General features: G+C 43.1%; 18 protein-coding genes. 14 read left to right on the top strand and 4 right to left on the bottom strand.

Features of this window, described 5'->3' with window-relative positions; all coding sequences use genetic code 11:
• Positions 1-22: 22 nt before the first annotated feature.
• A complete protein-coding gene (locus tag ABE28_RS15065; RefSeq protein ID WP_064463320.1) occupies positions 23-406 on the bottom strand; it encodes a rhodanese-like domain-containing protein in 384 nt (127 codons plus the stop codon).
• A gap of 213 nt (positions 407-619) precedes the next feature.
• On the opposite strand from ABE28_RS15065, the gene ABE28_RS15060 reads away from it, so the two are divergent.
• Together ABE28_RS15060 and ABE28_RS15055 are read left to right on the top strand one after the other, a co-directional pair.
• The gene (locus ABE28_RS15060) at positions 620-1,456 is read left to right on the top strand and encodes a lipoate--protein ligase family protein (protein WP_064463318.1); all 837 of its coding nucleotides are present in this window, start codon (positions 620-622) and stop codon (positions 1,454-1,456) included.
• 386 nt (positions 1,457-1,842) lie between these two features.
• Positions 1,843-4,413: a vitamin B12-dependent ribonucleotide reductase gene (locus tag ABE28_RS15055; RefSeq protein ID WP_064463316.1), complete on the top strand. Its 2,571-nt coding sequence runs from the start codon at positions 1,843-1,845 to the stop codon at positions 4,411-4,413.
• Positions 4,414-4,638: 225 nt separating this feature from the next.
• Here the strand turns inward: ABE28_RS15055 and ABE28_RS15050 are convergent, their stop codons facing one another.
• A complete protein-coding gene (locus ABE28_RS15050; RefSeq protein ID WP_064463314.1) occupies positions 4,639-4,818 on the bottom strand; it encodes a hypothetical protein in 180 nt (59 codons plus the stop codon).
• Positions 4,819-5,031: 213 nt separating this feature from the next.
• On the opposite strand from ABE28_RS15050, the gene splB reads away from it, so the two are divergent.
• Positions 5,032-6,057 carry a spore photoproduct lyase gene (gene splB, locus ABE28_RS15045; protein WP_064463312.1) on the top strand — a complete coding sequence of 342 codons (1,026 nt, stop codon included), beginning with the start codon at positions 5,032-5,034 and terminating at the stop codon, positions 6,055-6,057.
• Between the two features lie 84 nt (positions 6,058-6,141).
• Positions 6,142-7,023 (top strand): patatin-like phospholipase family protein, encoded by an 882-nt coding sequence (locus ABE28_RS15040; RefSeq protein ID WP_064463310.1) that lies wholly within the window; start codon positions 6,142-6,144, stop codon positions 7,021-7,023.
• Positions 7,024-7,265: 242 nt separating this feature from the next.
• Here ABE28_RS15040 and ABE28_RS15035 read toward each other — a convergent pair whose 3' ends face one another.
• Both ABE28_RS15035 and ABE28_RS15030 read right to left on the bottom strand, forming a co-directional pair.
• Complete coding sequence (locus ABE28_RS15035) at positions 7,266-7,640, bottom strand: SA1362 family protein (protein WP_083232098.1); 375 nt, start codon at positions 7,638-7,640, stop codon at positions 7,266-7,268.
• 135 nt (positions 7,641-7,775) lie between these two features.
• The gene (locus ABE28_RS15030; protein ID WP_064463308.1) at positions 7,776-8,729 is read right to left on the bottom strand and encodes a DUF1385 domain-containing protein; all 954 of its coding nucleotides are present in this window, start codon (positions 8,727-8,729) and stop codon (positions 7,776-7,778) included.
• A gap of 335 nt (positions 8,730-9,064) precedes the next feature.
• On the opposite strand from ABE28_RS15030, the gene ABE28_RS15025 reads away from it, so the two are divergent.
• From ABE28_RS15025 to spoIIIAF, 10 genes are all read left to right on the top strand, one after another.
• Positions 9,065-9,601 carry a YqhR family membrane protein gene (locus tag ABE28_RS15025; RefSeq protein ID WP_064463306.1) on the top strand — a complete coding sequence of 179 codons (537 nt, stop codon included), beginning with the start codon at positions 9,065-9,067 and terminating at the stop codon, positions 9,599-9,601.
• A gap of 70 nt (positions 9,602-9,671) precedes the next feature.
• The gene (gene aroQ, locus ABE28_RS15020; RefSeq protein WP_064463304.1) at positions 9,672-10,118 is read left to right on the top strand and encodes a type II 3-dehydroquinate dehydratase; all 447 of its coding nucleotides are present in this window, start codon (positions 9,672-9,674) and stop codon (positions 10,116-10,118) included.
• The gene (locus ABE28_RS15015) at positions 10,119-11,180 is read left to right on the top strand and encodes a M24 family metallopeptidase (protein WP_064463302.1); all 1,062 of its coding nucleotides are present in this window, start codon (positions 10,119-10,121) and stop codon (positions 11,178-11,180) included.
• A 26-nt stretch (positions 11,181-11,206) separates the two neighbouring features.
• A complete protein-coding gene (efp, locus tag ABE28_RS15010; RefSeq protein ID WP_034308328.1) occupies positions 11,207-11,764 on the top strand; it encodes an elongation factor P in 558 nt (185 codons plus the stop codon).
• A gap of 557 nt (positions 11,765-12,321) precedes the next feature.
• Positions 12,322-13,254, top strand: a complete 933-nt coding sequence (spoIIIAA, locus tag ABE28_RS15005) for a stage III sporulation protein AA (RefSeq protein ID WP_064463300.1) — start codon at positions 12,322-12,324, stop codon at positions 13,252-13,254.
• Positions 13,247-13,762 (top strand): stage III sporulation protein SpoIIIAB, encoded by a 516-nt coding sequence (spoIIIAB, locus tag ABE28_RS15000; RefSeq protein ID WP_064463298.1) that lies wholly within the window; start codon positions 13,247-13,249, stop codon positions 13,760-13,762. Before spoIIIAA ends, spoIIIAB begins: the two co-directional genes overlap by 8 nt.
• A gap of 20 nt (positions 13,763-13,782) precedes the next feature.
• On the top strand, positions 13,783-13,986 hold the full coding sequence (gene spoIIIAC, locus ABE28_RS14995) for a stage III sporulation protein AC (protein ID WP_034308319.1): 204 nt from the start codon (positions 13,783-13,785) through the stop codon (positions 13,984-13,986).
• A gap of 7 nt (positions 13,987-13,993) precedes the next feature.
• Positions 13,994-14,389, top strand: coding sequence for a stage III sporulation protein AD (gene spoIIIAD / locus ABE28_RS14990; RefSeq protein WP_100531630.1), 396 nt, complete (start codon positions 13,994-13,996; stop codon positions 14,387-14,389).
• Between the two features lie 32 nt (positions 14,390-14,421).
• Entirely contained in the window at positions 14,422-15,630 is a 1,209-nt protein-coding gene (gene spoIIIAE, locus ABE28_RS14985; protein ID WP_064463296.1) for a stage III sporulation protein AE, read from the top strand.
• Between the two features lie 16 nt (positions 15,631-15,646).
• Positions 15,647-16,255 carry a stage III sporulation protein AF gene (spoIIIAF, locus tag ABE28_RS14980; protein WP_064463294.1) on the top strand — a complete coding sequence of 203 codons (609 nt, stop codon included), beginning with the start codon at positions 15,647-15,649 and terminating at the stop codon, positions 16,253-16,255.
• The last annotated feature ends 2 nt before the right edge of the window (positions 16,256-16,257 follow it).

Genomic DNA, 16,257 nt, shown 5'->3' with positions numbered 1-16,257 from the left:
TGAGCCCAGCAAAAGCTTGGGCTTATTTCTTAGCCTTGATTTTCCCTGTCCACATCTTGAAACCGCCTTTTAGGTGATAAAGTTCCCTGTATCCCTTTTTGTATAGCATGGCCGCAGCTCTTCCGCTGATCATTTCGCTTTGGGCATACAAATATACGGGCTTGTCAGGCCTGACTTCCACCAAGCGGGTTTTCATTTGCGTCATGGGGATGTTCCGTGCTCCTAAGATATGACCGTTATCAAATTCATTCGGTTCCCGCACGTCGATCAGCTGCACTTTTCTGTAGTTGGCGATAAACTCGTCCTGTGTCAATGTTTTAACGATTTTACGCTGGCGGTACCAATTAAAAAGTGAATACACAATAACCGCTCCTAAGATGATGAGCAGTGTATATAATATTTCCAAGCATAAAAACTCCCTTCTACCTTAACGAATACAGACAATCTTTATTATATAATTGCTTTACACAATAATCAAAAAGAATTTTCAGCAATTTCAGGATCGAACTTGGTGGCTGTTTCTTTTTTAGAGCGATAAAGTCTGTTAAACTACTACATGTGAGTTTTTTATAGGGTATGACGATTTAGAGATATAGTCTATTTGAAATGAGGGGTAAGGATGACGAAAGAAAAATGGGGTTTTATCGATTCCGGGTATTGTTCACCAGCCTTTAATATGGCGCTGGACGAAGCACTATTGAACTGGCAAAGCCAAGGGGACATTCCTCCCATCATACGCTTTTACGGTTGGGATCCGGCGACATTGTCGATTGGTTATTTCCAGAAGGCAAAAGCGGAAATTGATATTGAGGAAGTCAAACGGCAAGGTCTTGGGTTTGTGCGGAGACCCACAGGAGGAAGAGCGGTCCTGCATGAGCATGAATTGACATATAGCGTAATCGTCCCGGAATCCTATCCTGGCATGCCGAGCACTGTCACCGAGGCATATCGTGTTATTTCAGAAGGCATATTAATGGGGTTCAGGAACCTAGGTTTGGATGCTTACTTTGCAGTGCCTCGAACCGATCAGGAGAAAGCGGCATTAAAAGCGCCGAAGTCTTCCGTCTGCTTCGATGCACCAAGCTGGTATGAACTTGTCGTGGAGGGCAGGAAAGTTGCCGGCAGCGCCCAAACGAGACAAAAGGGAGTCATCCTTCAGCACGGTGCGATTTTACTTGAACTTGATGATGAAAAACTGTTTAGTGTATTTAAATTTTCCAATGACAGGGTTAAAGAGAGAATGCAAAAAAACCTGAAAAATAAAGCAGTGGCGATAAATGACATTGCTGGGAGAAAAATAGGCATACCGGAAGCGAAAGATGCTTTTGAAAAAGGGTTTGCAGAGGGACTGTCCATCGATTTAGTGCCATACACCCTCACTGAAAAGCAAATGCTGGAAGTGAAGGCGATTGCAGAAAGTAAATATGAAAGCGATGAATGGAATTTCATGAGATGAAAGCGAGTTAATGGGCTTTGTAATAAAAAAGTTTTTTCAGATTAATATGACTGAAAGGGCTTTTCCTTGATGGGATAAGCGTAAAAAGGGATGATAAAAAAGCAAGGCTCAAATTAATTGAAATCTGATGAAAATTTATCGTAAATCGACATTTTCCTCCCTTTTGCTAACTATATTAATTGATTAAACGTTTGACAAAATAAAAAGTTATTCAAAAAAACACAATATATAGTGGTTTTAATAATTTGAATCACACTATATGTTGATATTTGGGGTTCGCTATGATAAATTTAGGATACTTGTTTAAGCGAAACGGCATGTAAGGCTACATATAGATTTTTGCATCAGCAAGGACGGATCTTGAAACATATAAAGGAGAGGGAATTATGTCGGTTGTAATAAAAGATGCTTTGAAGGTTGATCTAGAAAGGTTGAATAAGGATATTTCTTTATTTCCCCAGGTTCACCCCGTAACGGCTGATATGAAAATGACGCATAAGGGTGTATCCCGTCTAGTCATGCTTGACCGCTATTCTTTTAAGGATACTGAAAAAATCACGCTCTCGGCAGGCGATTTTGTGGTGCTGACAATTAAGGAGGATCCGAAATTCCCGGCACGGGGCCTCGGTTCCATCGTTGAAATAGATTGGGAAACGAAAAAAGCCAAGGTCTTGGTGGATGAGGAATTCCGCGGCGTATTGGATAATCCTGAAGAAGTCGAGACGGGTATCGTAAACCGCCCGCTGGATATCATCGAAAAGCCGCTTGAAATATTTTATGAGCAAATTGCTAAACGAAATGCAACGGGACTGGCTTCAGTGGAAACAACGGAAGAAAAAAGGACGGAATGGTTCAATAAATTCTATGAGGAATTGAAAAACCTTAATTTTGTTCCAGCAGGACGCGTTTTATATGGTGCTGGTTCCAATACGGATGTTACGTACTTCAACTGCTATGTGATGCCGTTCGTGCCGGATTCGCGTGAAGGCATTTCCGAACATCGGAAACAGGTCATGGAAATCATGAGCCGCGGCGGCGGGGTAGGAACGAATGGATCGACACTTCGTCCAAGAAACACGCTGGCAAAAGGGGTAAATGGAAAATCCTCAGGTTCGGTGTCATGGCTGGATGATATTGCGAAACTGACACATCTTGTTGAGCAGGGCGGCAGCAGGCGCGGTGCTCAAATGATCATGCTTGCTGACTGGCACCCGGATATCGCAGAATTCATCATTTCTAAAATGCAAAACCCACGGATTCTTCGTTATCTGGTGGAAAACACGAAAGATGAAATGATCAAGAAGTATGCGACGGATAAGTTGAAGTTCACTGCCCATAACGAGCAGGAATTGGCGATGTATCAAGGAATCATCAATTATAAAGAAATTCCTGGTCTAGGCGGATTTAACGAGAAAATCATAAGGGATGCGGAGGAAAAGCTCCGTACGGGCGGAACGTACAGCGTTCATAATCCTGATTTTCTGACAGGGGCCAACATTTCGATTTGCTTGACCAAGGAGTTTATGGAAGCGGCAGAACGAGATGAAGAGTATGAATTACGCTTCCCTGATGTTGAAAGCTACAATGCCGAAGAAATGGCCATTTATAATGAAGAATGGCATAAAGTCGGCGATGTTCGTGAATGGGAGAAGCTCGGTCATAAAGTTCGTGTTTATCGTAAAATCCGTGCTAAAGAGCTTTGGAACTTGATTAACATTTGTGCGACTTATTCAGCTGAACCAGGCATTTTCTTTATCGATAATGCCAATGAAATGACGAATGCGAAGGCCTATGGTCAACAGGTCGTTGCTACGAACCCATGTGGAGAGCAGCCTTTGGCTCCGTATTCTGTATGTAACCTTGCGGCCGTCAATTTGGCTGAAATGGCTGATAAAGACAATAAAACCGTCGATTTCGAGAAGCTTAAAGTAACGGTCGAAGTCGGTGTGCGCATGCAGGATAATGTCATTGACGCCACTCCTTATTTCTTGGAGGAAAACAAGAAACAAGCCCTTGGAGAGCGTCGGGTCGGCCTCGGTGTGATGGGTCTGCATGATTTGTTGATCTACTGTGAAACGGAATATGGCTCCGAGGAAGGAAATCTCCTCGTGGATAAGGTTTTTGAAACGATTGCGACTACAGCCTACAGGGCTTCCGTCGAGCTTGCGAAAGAAAAAGGCAGTTTCCCGTTCCTGATCGGGTCTACGGATAAAGAAACTGAAGAGCTTAGAACACGTTTTACACAAACTGGATTCATGGAAAAAATGCCGGAAGATATCAGGGAGAGCGTTGCTGCATACGGCATCCGAAATTCTCATTTATTGACAGTGGCGCCTACTGGTAGCACAGGGACGATGGTCGGGGTATCAACGGGACTTGAACCGTATTTCTCCTTCACATATTTCCGCAGCGGCCGTCTCGGTAAGTTCATTGAAGTGAAAGCTGACATTGTACAGGAGTATCTGGACCGTCATCCTGAAGCGGCAACGGAAGAGCTTCCAAAATGGTTCATTTCCGCGATGGAACTGGCACCTGAAGCTCATGCAGATGTTCAATGCATCATTCAACGCTGGATTGATAGCTCGATCAGTAAAACGGTCAATGCACCAAAGGGATATACGGTCGAGCAAGTCGAAAAAGTATATGAACGTCTATATAAAGGCGGAGCAAAAGGCGGTACCGTGTATGTCGATGGCAGCCGTGACAGTCAGGTCCTAACGCTTAAAGCGGAAGAAAACCAAATGGACGAGCAGCTTGAAATGGACGAATTGACAGATGTGGAAGTAAAGAAAAAAGTTGTATTGGTCGATACGATTAATGAACTGCGTTCGACGAATGTTACGATTGGTTCGGAAGTGGGCAACACTTGTCCTGTTTGCCGTAAAGGGGAAGTTCAGGAAATGGGTGGCTGTAACACTTGCACCAATTGCGGCGCACAATTGAAATGCGGACTCTAAGCTAGCCGAATAGCCGTTAAGGAGATTTATTTCCTTAACGGCTTTTTTTTTCTCGAATTGGTTAAAATCCGCTCCCTTATTAAATTCCCCATTGATTTTCACCTAAAGTTAATAAATCTGGGCTCTACGGGTCCTCTCTATGTTAGGGCAGTTTTGACTTTAACATGTCGAATTGACCATCTTCTTTACATCCCATGGCAGGAAAAAGTAAGCATCGCCCGTTTTTTAAGTCCCCTGCATATCATGCTTTTCGTTAGAATCTGCGAATGTACGCTCAATCGTTTCTTTACGTTTCGCATAGATCGTTTTTTCATCTTGATGAAGATGCAGATGATCTGCCCCTTCCATATGTGTTTGCCGGATATGCCGTATCATCACGTCAGTATAACTAAAATAGGCATCCATACTTGGGCGTCCTACCTCTTAATATCCATTGTGAATAATCATGACTTTAGGGTGAAATGCGCGTATATGGGAAATCCCACAGCATGAAGTGTCCATAAAGACGGCCGTTTTTCTTTACATATTTCCTTCCTTATAATTTCCAGCTAAAAACAATCATGAGGATAACAGAATAAAGAAAAGCTAACTGTATCAATTAAAAGAATGGAGAACGATATGAAACCATTTATCCCACAGTTAGTTTACATTGAGCCTAAAGCCTTGGAATATCCGCTTGGGCGCGAGTTGAAGAAGAAATTCGAGGATATGAATATTGAAATCCGAGAGACAACCTCACACAACCAAATAAGGGACCTTCCAGGTGAAAATGATCTGCAGAAATATCGTGTAGCCAAATCTACGCTTGTGGTTGGGATCAGAAAGACATTGAAATTCGATACATCCAAGCCATCTGCTGAATATGCGATCCCGCTTGCGACCGGATGCATGGGACATTGCCATTATTGTTATTTGCAGACGACACTTGGCTCCAAGCCTTATATTAGGACTTATGTGAATCTGGATGAAATCTTCGAGGCAGCCGAAAAATATATAGAAGAGAGAAAGCCGGAAATCACCCGTTTTGAAGCAGCATGTACATCTGATATCGTAGGCATCGATCATTTGACGCATTCATTAAAACGGGCTATCGAATATTTTGGGAAGAGCGAATATGGGGTCTTAAGATTCGTAACCAAATTCCATCACGTCGATCATCTTCTGGATGCCGAGCATAATGGGAAAACTAGATTTCGATTCAGCATCAATTCCCGTTATGTGATAAAAAATTTCGAACCGGGCACATCCAGCTTCGAGGAGAGAATGGAGGCAGCTCGCAAGGTTGCAGGCGCGGGATATCCGCTAGGATTTATCGTTGCCCCGATTTATCGTCATGAAGGATGGAAGGAAGGCTATCATGAGCTATTCGAACGGTTAAGTGTGGCCTTGGAAGGGGTGGATATCCCGGACTTGACGTTTGAACTGATCCAACATCGATTTACCGGACCTGCAAAAAAAGTGATTCAAAAAAACTACCCGAAAACGAAATTGGAATTGGATGAATCGAAGCGCAAGTATAAATGGGGGCGGTACGGAATTGGGAAATATGTTTATCAAAACGAAGAAGCCGCAGAACTGGAGACGACCATCCGTGGGTATATAGCTGAATTTTTCCCTAAAGCGGACATTCAGTACTTTACTTGATGAAGGGGATTTTCCAGATAAAATTGTCATAATTCACCCTGATCCCGCTTAGAAATGTAAAGACCGGATTAGGGGAGGGCAGCTATGATTATTGACGGCGTTTTTTCCGGAGGCGGGATTAAAGGTTATGGTTTAGTGGGAGCCCTGCAGGAACTGGAGGATCGGGGATTCGTATTTCATAGGACAGCCGGTACTAGTGCAGGTTCGATAATAGCGGCTTTCGTAGCTGCCGGATATACGGGAAAAGAAATGGAAAAGCTGTTTTTTGATATAGATTTAAGCAGTCTATTAGATAAAAGGAGGGGACTTTTGCCTATCCCGCTTGCCAAATGGCTTCTCGTATATTGGAAATTGGGTCTCTATAAAGGGGATGCGATGGAAGCATGGATTGCCGGTAAGCTTGCAGAAAGAGATGTAGTCACCTTCAAGGATGTTCGACCGAATTCCCTTCGTATCATAACTTCTGATATCACGAATGGGAAATTGGTTGTACTGCCTGATGATTTGCCGAATTATGGATTTGATCCAATTACGTTCCCGGTGGCCAAGGCAGTACGAATGAGCTGCAGCATTCCCTATTTCTTCGAGCCTGTCAAACTTGAAGTAGGGAAAAGCACATTCCTATTTGTGGATGGAGGTGTTTTGAGTAATTTTCCAATGTGGTTATTCAATTCAGATCATGTAAGGAAGGAAAGGCCGGTCATTGGATTGCGTCTGAGCGTCGATGAAATATGGAAACCGCATGAGGTGGATAATGCGGTTGAATTGTTTTCCGCCCTTTTCAAGACGATGAAAGATGCTCATGACGCACGTTACATTTCCAAGAAGCACGTCCAAAATATTGTGTTTATCCCGATGAAAGGGATATCTGCCATGGATTTCAACCTGAATGATGAAAAAAAGATGGAATTGATTAATCGAGGCAAACAGCGTACGAAAGAATTCCTAAAGCAATGGACCTATTGATGAACCTATAAATCGGATCTTGAAAAGAAAAATGGTTCTGTAGACAAACTCGGTGATCATGGAGTTTTGTCTGCAGTTCTTTTATGAATGCAGGGCTTCCTTTCCGCGGACCGCCGTCTCTGGGATTCCCGTGGATGCATTTTTCCGAAGGAGTCTCGCTCCCTCCGTTCCCTTCAACGTTAAAAGGGGGGGCGGAATTTATTAATTCCGCCCCCCTTTTAACTACAAACTGAACTAGGCTTTTAAAAAGAAGCCCGGTTTTTCTTTTTGTTCTTTTTTCCTTCGATGACGGTTAGATGGCTATCCGTTTTTTTTCTGACTTTTATTTTGTTTGAAGATTTTGCTGCTGAAAAGCTAGCCACATTATCCTTTTTCGACGTTCGGCTTTTTAGCCTTTTTTTCGATTGGCGGGCAGCCTTCCGGAATGCCTGCTGCTCTTTTTTCACTGGTTTACCCTTTGTTAATCCGGTATAAATCATATAAATAATCCCTGCGACAATGGCAATTATGAGAATGTTCCTAAAAAAGCCAATCGGGTCATTAAATAGTCGGCTCAATAATCCGAGGACTCCGAGGGCGATGATTCCGTATATCATGAAAGATATGAAACGTTTCAACAAAGACACCTCCTTAAGAGCATCATAAGCATTTTTGGCTTATTTTAAACATTCTCCATGTAAAATATTTCAAAAAATGAAGATCGTTCCCTTAGGTAGTATATGTGATTTCATGAGTGAATTGTGTATAGGTTTTTACACAATAACATCAGACCCTAAACCTTTTTCCGTCTCTTTTTCCATCCTTAATAATTCATGGAAGGACGCCAATGCGACTTCGACTTGATCATCTGTGGGAGCCTTGGTCGTCAATAATTGAAGCCAAAGCCCAGGGTAACCAAGGTAGCGCAGAACAGGAATATCTTTTAATTTGTTCGTAGCCTGCAATACCTCGAAGGCAATGCCGAGCACGACGGGGATAAGTAAAATGCGATTGACGACGCGAACCCATAATGGATCGACCGGGACGAGAAGATAGACAAACATGCCTACAATGACCGTAAATAAAATAAAACTGCTTCCACAGCGATAATGAAGACGGGAACTTGCCTGCACATTTGCCACGGTCAATTCCTTTCCGCTTTCGAAGCAATTGATCACCTTATGCTCAGCACCGTGATATTGAAAAACCCGCTTGATCAATGGCGTCAAGGAAACCACATAAATATATACGAGCAGTAAGATCAGCTTGAACAAGCTTTCGACTAATACCTGAGCCGTATCGCCGCTGAAAATGGGTTCCGTCAATTTGGCGAGGAAGACAGGAATCAAGGTGAAGAGCAATTTCCCAAATAGGAAGGAGATCACACCGATTACGGCAACACCCAGCCAAAGGCTTAATTTAGAGGGGTCTTTCGTTTCTTGTTTCGTTTCGACCTGTTTTTCCCCGTCTTCTTCTTCATACTGTTCTGTGGAAAAGTTCAGATGTTTCGAGCCGGTAGCACTGGATTGGATCAACGATACGATCCCCCGTAGAAACGGAATTTTTTTCATCAGCTTAACAGCAGGCTTCGATTCACGCGGTAAATGATAATAAGCGATCGTTGAATCTTTGCGGCGGACCGCAGTGACTGTGTGATGCTTGCCGCCGAACATGACGCCTTCCACAACAGCCTGCCCTCCATAAACGGGTTTTTGGACCTCAGACATTTCTACACCAACCTAAATAGTTATTCATGTAGCTCTCTCATGGGTGCTAACATGTTTATTATCAAGCATTGCAGGGGTTGAGACGATATCCATAAAGGAATCGGGTTTATAAATACCAGCAATGCTTTATGAATGTTGAAGAATCACGGGAAAGGAGCATCCTGTGTACTTTATAAACTTCAACAAAGGGGACATATATTCCTTCGTTGAAAGTCCATTATTTATGATTTAATCATACAGAATAAATCGAAAAACCTCTAGTGATTCTCCTCTATAACAATAAAAAAAAATAGTTCTATTTGACAAAGGGCATACTACAAGCGGAGGTGTTTGATATGTCTTCTAATGAACATGGACAAAATCAACGGGAAAATCAAAGCGTATTAGTCTTTAACGCATTAATTATCGGTTTTGTAGGAGGGGCGGCAGGCAGTCTTGCCGGAATGATTGCACACTATGTTAATTTCATGGATTTCAGTCCCCGATTCATCCTTACTTCTTGGTCGAATATGAGCTGGATCGAGCACTGGCTCGGCGCAGTCATGACCATCATCGTATTTGGAATCCTATCCATGGTGATTGCTTTAATATACTATGGCTTTTTTAAAAGGATGAAGAGCATTTTGACAGGGATAATTTTTGGAGCGGTTTGCTGGGCCTTGTTAATTTTCGTTTTAAAACCGATGTTCTCCGATTTGCCCGCTTTTTCGAAAATGTCGTCTAATACGATCATAACAAGTGCTTGCATTTTTATTTTATACGGACTTTTTGTAGGATATTCTATATCATACGATCATCAGGAATATATACGTGAAAAAAACAAGGCTCAAAAGCAACAGGAAGGTGAAGGCAACTTAGTTGTAAAAAAGTAGTAAGACAATTTGCAATTATGGTAGAATGTTGATGGTAAGCATTCTTTTATGTATGAGCAGGTGTTAAGTGATGGAAAAAATCTTATTAATCAATGGTCCGAATTTAAATCGATTAGGAAAGCGGGAACCAGCGCATTATGGATCCTCGACGCTTGCGGATGTGGAAGCCATTTTACAGCAGCAAGCTGAAGGGTTGCAGGTGGAATTCACTTCTTTTCAATCTAACCATGAAGGAGCAATCATCGATAAGCTCCATTGGTCAGAGGATCATGGGATCGACGGGATTATCATCAATCCTGGTGCTTTTACTCATTATAGCTATGCGATTCGTGATGCAATTGCCGGAATTGATGTTCCAGTTGTGGAAGTGCATATTTCGAACATCCATGCCCGTGAAAGCTTTCGGCATGAGTCAGTGACCGCACCGGTCACGGCAGGGCAAATTGTCGGCTTGGGGATACACGGATATGAATTGGCATTGCAGGCGGTCACAAAGATTGCAAAGGGGAGAAATTGAATGAATAAACTTTTGAGCTTAAGAGCCTCGATGGAAAAGGCGGGCATTGATGGCCTTTTGATCACCAGTACATATAATCGCCGTTACATGACGAATTTTACGGGCAGCGCCGGGGTCGTATTGATTTCCCGGAATGAAGCTAAATTCATCACTGATTTCCGATATGTGGAACAAGCGGGTAAGCAGGCAACGGACTATGAAATCGTTCAACACAAGGGCACCATCATCGAAGAAGTCGGTAAACAGACTAAAGAAATGAATATTGGCGTACTTGGTTTTGAGCAGGAGCACATGACTTTTGCGACATACAAGGCATACGAGGCAGCTGTTGAAGGAAAACTTTTGCCAGTGTCCGCCATTATTGAGAATTTACGCTTGATAAAGACTTCATCAGAGATTAAGATATTAAAGGAAGCGGCTGCTATTGCCGATGCTGCCTTTACACATATCCTCGATTTCATCCGTCCAGGAATTTCGGAATTGGATGTATCCAATGAACTTGAATTCTTCATGAGAAAACAGGGGGCAACTTCTTCTTCCTTCGATATTATTGTAGCATCCGGCAAAAGGTCGGCACTTCCACATGGAGTGGCTACGGATAAAATCATTGAAAAAGGCGATTTTGTCACATTGGATTATGGAGCATACTTGAACGGGTATGTGTCTGATATAACTCGGACATTAGCAGTTGGCAAGCCAAGTGAAGAACTTATTAACATTTATGACATTGTTTTGGAAGCGCAGCTGCGCGGTATGGCTGGGATCAAACCAGGCATGACGGGCAAGGAAGCGGATGCACTGACTCGTAACTTAATTGAAGAAAAGGGTTTTGGGCAGTATTTTGGACATTCGACCGGACATGGAATCGGTCTTGAAGTTCATGAAGGTCCAGCATTATCCTTAAGGTCTGATATCATTTTGGAACCAGGTATGGCCGTAACCGTAGAGCCGGGCATTTACTTGCCAGGTGTCGGCGGGGTGCGGATTGAAGATGATACAATCGTTACAATTGAAGGTAACGAAGCACTTACTCATTCAACGAAAGAGTTAATCATTCTGTAAACATGTACATGTAGGAGGACAAATTTATGATTTCTGTAAACGATTTTCGCACGGGTGTTACCATTGAGGTAGATAATGGAATTTGGCAGGTTATCGAGTTCCAACATGTTAAACCTGGTAAAGGTGCAGCCTTTGTACGTTCTAAGCTTCGCAATCTTCGTACAGGCTCCATCCAAGAGAAAACATTCCGTGCCGGCGAGAAAGTTGCAAAGGCACATATCGAAAACCGCAAGATGCAGTACCTATATGCAAGCGGCGATAGCCATGTATTCATGGATAACGAAACATATGACCAAATCGAGCTGCCTGCTTCAAGCATCGAGCGCGAATTGAAATTCCTTAAAGAAAATATGGAAGTCCATATCATGACGTTCCAAGCTGAAACGCTTGGGGTTGAGCTTCCGAATACAGTGGAGCTTGAAGTGGCGGAAACTGAGCCTGGAATTAAAGGCGATACTTCTTCAGGTGGAACGAAATCAGCAGTGCTTGAGACAGGCCTATCCGTTCAAGTACCATTCTTCATCAACCAAGGTGACAAATTATTGATCAATACGAACGAAGGTTCATACGTATCACGCGCATAATGGCTAGAAGGCCGAGATTCATATCTCGGTCTTTCAGTTTATAGACAGAAGGGGTTCGGAATTAAATTTCCGGACCCCTTTTGCAGTTCACTTTGAAAAGATAAGCCGTAAGCTTGGACCATTATTTAAGCCCCTTAAAGCAGGCCAACCCATAGCTTAGTCAATGTGTCAATGGCATCCCCAGTTAAAAACCAGATAATGTACTAACCACCAGTTGATTTCATGTTAGGAGCTTTACTCGCGAGTTTAGGTTTTGGACTGAATTCGAGGCGTTTCCTCATGACTCCTGCGGGAAGTGCGCGTCTAAGTGAGATCCTGCAGTGCAATGAAACGTCTAAGTACAGATTTTCCAAGACTGGCGTGCACAAAATTTTACGCAAAGTAGAAGGAAACGATCCATTAGGTGGCCGAGATTCGTGTCTCGGCCATTTTTTTGCTTGTTTCAGCACGGCCCATAAACATTCAATAAATGTCCAGTTTCTGTAATAGCTTGGCATCATTGACGAAGGGACGGCATATATTTTATTGAAAGTGGTGTATACAGGAGGATTGTCAAAATGGAAACGATTCTTTCTTTTTTACCGAAAACGATTTACGAGCAGCTCCAGGGTATGACACCGATGATGATTGAAAAAATGGAAGAGCTGAGGATACGGATCGGAAGGCCGCTTGAGGTCATTATAGGTGGGGAACCCTTCTTCTTTTCGTATGCAGTGACCAAAACGGATGCAGATCAATTATTGAACCAAATAGGTCAATTTTCGTTGTATACGCTTGAGGAAGAATTAAAGCGAGGATATATAACCATAGCTGGTGGACATCGGGTTGGTCTTGCAGGCAAGGTGATCCTGGAAAATGGAGCGGTCAAGGCAATCCGGGATATTTCCTCATTCAATTTTCGGATTGCCCGTGAAAAAGTAGGTGTGGCTGAGCCGCTTACATCATATTTATATAATGGGGAATGGCAGCATACCTTATTGATCGGTGCTCCGCAAACTGGAAAAACGACGGTGTTACGGGATATTGCAAGAATGATATCCAGTGGAAATGAAAAGAGGGGGATTGCCCCGCAAAAGGTGGGAATTGTGGACGAGCGCTCTGAAATTGCGGGCTCTGTTCATGGTGTGCCGCAACTTGAATTCGGTACGAGGCTTGATGTCCTCGATGGATGTCCTAAAGCGGAAGGAATGATGATGATGATACGTTCGATGTCCCCGGATGTATTGGTCGTGGATGAAATAGGCCGCGCAGAAGATACTCAAGCAGTTCTTGAAGCGGTGAATGCCGGCATTAAACTCATGATCACGACACATGGCCATACACTGGAAGAAATGAAGAAGCGTCCCTTCATCGCAGAAATATTAAAACAAAACATCTTTGAACGCTTTATAGAATTACAAAGAACCAAAGCTGGGACGAGAAGTTACAAAGTGCTGAACGCCGATGGGGTTACCCTATTCTCGGGTGAAAGTGTGAAGCGGCATGTTTAAGTTGGTGGGGGCAGCAATCATCATCCTTGCCACGACATGGGCAGGTTTCGAGGCTGCAAAAAAATTGAGTATGAGGCCGCGGCAGCTAAGACAGCTGAAGGTCGCCCTGCAATCGCTTGAAGCGGAAATCATGTACGGACACACACCTCTTCAAGAAGCGGCGAGAAAGCTTTCCAAGCAGCTGGCAAAACCTTTATCCTTCTTTTTCGATACATTCGCAAATCGGCTCCAGTCAGGTGAGACGACCGTCAAAGAAGCTTGGGATGAGAGCCTGAAGAAAATATGGCAATCCCTAGCCTTGAAGCAGGGGGAGTTCGAAATCCTTTCGCAGTTCGGCGAGACGCTTGGAAAAAGCGATAGGCACCATCAGCAAAAACAAATCATGCTGACGATGGCACACTTGGAACGGGAGGAGAGCGATGCCCTGGACCGACAGGGAAAATATGAAAAAATGATGAAGAGCCTTGGCTTTTTAACCGGATTATTATTGATCATCTTGCTGATGTAGTTTAAGTGGGGGGAATGAAAATGGGCATTGATGTGGACATCATTTTTAAAATAGCAGGTGTTGGCCTTGTTGTGGCCTTTCTTCACACGATACTCGACCAGGTTGGGAAGAAGGAGTATGCCCAGTGGGTGACACTTTTCGGCTTCATCTATATTTTATTCATGGTCGCTTCTGTAGTGGAGGACTTATTCCAAAAAATTAAATCTGTATTCCTATTTCAGTAAGGGGGGATTGGCGATTGAAATCATAAAAATCGTAGCCATTGCCCTAGTTGCCACCTTTCTGGCTTTAATCGTCAAGGAGCAAAAACCCAATTTGGCATTCCTGCTCATCGTTTTTGTAGGGTGCTCCATTTTTCTTTTTCTGGCAGATAAAATATACGAGATCATTTTAATGTTAGAAAAAATTGCAGTCAATGCCAATGTAAATACGGTGTATCTTGAGACCATCTTAAAAATAATCGGAATTGCCTATATTGCTGAATTCGCTTCCCAAATTACAAAAGATGCCGGGCAAGGCTCGCTTGCCTCCAAAATAGAATTGAGCGGAAAAATATTGATATTGGCGATGGCAATTCCGATTTTGACGGTCATCATCGAAACGATTATTCAAATGCTCCCAAGTTAATCGATATTCCTACTAGTCAATGAGGTGAATATATGAAGCAGCGGATGCCTTATTTATCGATTGTATTCATTTTACTCTTTTTTTTTCATGCATCTATTGGACAAGCTGCCGAAAACCCTGAAAATGTTGAAACCGTACAAGAGCCGATCATGCAGTCCGAACTGGTACAAGCTCAAATAGAAAGACTGGGGGTTGATGAGCTTAAACAATATTGGGATGGCATTGTCACGGAATACGGGGGATTCTTGCCGGAAAGCCAGAAAGGCAGTTTCATGGATTTTGTGAGCGGTGAAAAGAAATTCTCCTTTGATCAGTGGCTGAAGGGCATTACAAAATTCATTTTTCATGAACTGCTCGTCAATGGTAAGTTGTTGGGCTCACTCATCTTGTTAACCGTTTTCAGCATGTTTTTACAGAATTTGCAGAACGCGTTCGAGCAAAGCTCCGTAAGTAAGGTCGCTTATGCAATCGTTTATATGGTGCTGATCATTTTGGCGCTTAACAGCTTTCATGTCGCGATCGAATATACAAAAGACACGATAGATTTGATGATTTCCTTTTTGATGGCGCTCATCCCCCTGCTTTTAGCTTTGATAGCCGCATCAGGCGGGCTTGTGTCAGCGGCCTTCTTTCATCCGGTCTTAATGTTCTTAATGAATACGAGCGGTATCCTGATACAATACATCGTCCTCCCGTTATTATTCTTTGCAGCGATTTTAAGCATTGTCAGCACGCTCACGGAACATTACAAAGTAACTCAGCTGGCTCAGCTTCTCCGTAACTTTGCCATCGGTATTTTAGGAGCGTTCATGACGATATTCCTTGGCGTCATATCCGTCCAGGGGGCATCCTCCGCTGTAGCGGATGGGGTGACGATCAGAACGGCCAAATTCGTGACAGGTAACTTCATACCGGTAATCGGTCGCATGTTCACCGATGCAACGGATACGGTCATCAGTGCCTCCGTCCTTCTGAAAAATACGGTTGGATTGTCAGGGGTCATCATCCTGCTGCTCATTACGACCTTTCCCGCAATCAAAATCCTAATGATTTCTTTTGTCTATAAATTGGCAGCAAGCCTTTTACAGCCGCTTGGCGGCGGCCCGGTAATAAAATGTATGGATATCATCAGTAAAAGCATGATTTATATCTTTGCGGCATTGGCCATCGTATCGCTCATGTTCTTTTTAAGCATCACGGTCATCATCGCCTCTGGAAACATTACACTGATGGTTCGTTAGAAAGGAGGAGGGCTTGGTGAGCTTTTTGGCTGGCTGGGTATCCAATATCATCGTATTCGTATTGCTTGCCACTGTAATCGATATGCTCCTTCCCAATTCAGCTTTGCAGAAATATGCAAAAATGGTAATCGGGCTTTTACTGATTGCCATCATCATCACACCTATATTGGGATTATTCAATAAAGATTTCGACGAAATTCTATCTGCCGCCACGAGCGAATTTGAAAATCAGAAAAAAAAAGATTTAGGAAATTTGACAGAAATGAAGAAAAAAGAAATACAAGCTACCCAGGGTGCATATATTTTAAAACAAATGGCTGTTGACTTACAGGCAGAAGTGGAAGAGGAGTTGATGAAGGATTATAACATGAAGATCAGTGCGATTGAAGTTGACGTCAAAAATGAGGAAAACCCCACCGCGGAAAATTTGCAAAATATCAACATATCTTTGGAAACGGCAGAAGGGAAAGAAGACACTTCGATAGAGGCTGTTGCAAAAATCGATATTAACGCAGAAAGGCCATCACCTTCAAGCGATGCGAATCTGGATGCTGTCAAAAGTTTTTTGGCAACAAGTTGGTCTGTCGATAAAGAGATCATTGAAATCGCCGGGGAAAGGAAGTGACT

Source organism: Peribacillus muralis, assembly GCF_001645685.2.
Taxonomy (GTDB): domain Bacteria; phylum Bacillota; class Bacilli; order Bacillales; family DSM-1321; genus Peribacillus; species Peribacillus muralis_A.
This window is presented reverse-complemented; position numbering and strand designations above follow the sequence as displayed.

Excerpts from the sequence above, each read along its gene's own strand:
- efp (WP_034308328.1), top strand. The coding sequence starts at position 11,207 with ATGATTTCTGTAAACGATTTTCGCACGGGTGTTACCATTGAGGTAGAT.
- splB (WP_064463312.1), top strand. The coding sequence starts at position 5,032 with ATGAAACCATTTATCCCACAGTTAGTTTACATTGAGCCTAAAGCCTTG.
- spoIIIAC (WP_034308319.1), top strand. The coding sequence starts at position 13,783 with ATGGGCATTGATGTGGACATCATTTTTAAAATAGCAGGTGTTGGCCTT.
- ABE28_RS15050 (WP_064463314.1), bottom strand. The coding sequence starts at position 4,818 with ATGGATGCCTATTTTAGTTATACTGACGTGATGATACGGCATATCCGG.
- ABE28_RS15060 (WP_064463318.1), top strand. The coding sequence starts at position 620 with ATGACGAAAGAAAAATGGGGTTTTATCGATTCCGGGTATTGTTCACCA.
- spoIIIAE (WP_064463296.1), top strand. The coding sequence starts at position 14,422 with ATGAAGCAGCGGATGCCTTATTTATCGATTGTATTCATTTTACTCTTT.
- ABE28_RS15015 (WP_064463302.1), top strand. The coding sequence starts at position 10,119 with ATGAATAAACTTTTGAGCTTAAGAGCCTCGATGGAAAAGGCGGGCATT.
- ABE28_RS15030 (WP_064463308.1), bottom strand. The coding sequence starts at position 8,729 with ATGTCTGAGGTCCAAAAACCCGTTTATGGAGGGCAGGCTGTTGTGGAA.
- ABE28_RS15055 (WP_064463316.1), top strand. The coding sequence starts at position 1,843 with ATGTCGGTTGTAATAAAAGATGCTTTGAAGGTTGATCTAGAAAGGTTG.
- ABE28_RS15025 (WP_064463306.1), top strand. The coding sequence starts at position 9,065 with ATGTCTTCTAATGAACATGGACAAAATCAACGGGAAAATCAAAGCGTA.
- ABE28_RS15040 (WP_064463310.1), top strand. The coding sequence starts at position 6,142 with ATGATTATTGACGGCGTTTTTTCCGGAGGCGGGATTAAAGGTTATGGT.
- aroQ (WP_064463304.1), top strand. The coding sequence starts at position 9,672 with ATGGAAAAAATCTTATTAATCAATGGTCCGAATTTAAATCGATTAGGA.
- spoIIIAA (WP_064463300.1), top strand. The coding sequence starts at position 12,322 with ATGGAAACGATTCTTTCTTTTTTACCGAAAACGATTTACGAGCAGCTC.
- spoIIIAB (WP_064463298.1), top strand. The coding sequence starts at position 13,247 with ATGTTTAAGTTGGTGGGGGCAGCAATCATCATCCTTGCCACGACATGG.